Here is a 1,122-nt window from a genome sequence, read left to right as displayed (position 1 = left end):
TGTGCTGTCCAGGGAGGTTGGTCAACCTGGTGATGGGTGGTAGGCCGCCGGTGGCGGTGTGGGGTCGGTGGTGATTGTAGTGATGCAGGAAGGCCGGTAAGGCCTTCCTGCGGGCTTGCTCGGAGTTGTAGAAGCGGGCTAGGGCCCAGCCGTCGGTCAGGGTGCGGTGGAAACGCTCGACCTTGCCGTTGGTCTGGGGTCGGTAGGGGCGGGTCTTCTTCATGGTGATGCCCATCTCGTGGCAGGCGTCGCGCCAGGCGAAGGATTTGTAGGCTGAGCCGTTGTCCGACAGCACCCGCTCGATGGTGACGCCACGTGCGGTGAACCAGGCGACGGCGTTGCGGAGCACGTCGACGGCGGTGGCGCCCTTCTCGTCGTCGCGGATCTCGGCGTAGGCGACGCGGGAATGGTCGTCGATGACGGTGTGCACGAACGCCGTTCCGACTTTCGGTGCCCAGTTCTTGCCGCGGTTTCCGGTACGCACGGCGGTGGCGTTGCGGTGGCGGCGGCCCTGGAACCGGCCGACGTAGCGCCAGCCGCCACCGTCGGGGATGTTGCCGTATTTGGTGACGTCGACATGCAGCATCGCGCCTGGATGCGGGTGTTCGTAGCGGCGCACGGGTTCACCGGTGACCCGGTCGATATGACTGAGTCGGTTGAGGCGACAGCGCACCAGCACGGCGTGCACGGTCGAGGCCGGCATGGTCAGGCGCCCGCCGATCTGGACCGGGCCCAGGCGCTGCTTGAAGCGCAGGTGCACGACCTTGCGGACCAAGGGCTGCGGTGTGCGGGTCGGGCTGTGGTGCGGGCGTGACGAGCGGTCCTGCATACCGTCAGCGCCCTGCTCGCGGTAGCGATCTGCCCAGCGTTTCGCGGTGCGCCAGGAGACGTCATAACGCCGTGCCGCCTGGGCGACCGGCCAGCCCTCGTCCACGACCAAACGCGCCAGACGCAGACGTGCGCGTGGGGTCAGAGCAGCATTACGGTGGAGCATGAAGGCCTCCTGGTTGCCGGAGCGGTTCCTAGACAGCTCCACTCCACAACCGGAGGCCTTCACCTACCTACGACATCAGATCGTGTCGTCACACAACCTCGACCAACCTCCCTGGACAGCACACCTAG

Annotated in this window: 1 protein-coding gene; it reads right to left on the bottom strand. The window is 66.7% G+C overall.

Annotated elements, in window-relative coordinates:
• A partial coding sequence (locus AB0I89_RS33685) for an IS481 family transposase (RefSeq protein ID WP_357134901.1) occupies positions 1–994 on the bottom strand: 994 nt, incomplete at its 3' end.
• Positions 995–1,122 lie beyond the last annotated feature (128 nt).

It is taken from the genome of Micromonospora sp. NPDC049801 (assembly GCF_040656575.1).
Lineage (GTDB): Bacteria > Actinomycetota > Actinomycetes > Mycobacteriales > Micromonosporaceae > Micromonospora.
The sequence above is the reverse complement of the archived record's forward strand: the minus strand, read 5'-3'. Positions and strand labels throughout refer to the sequence as shown.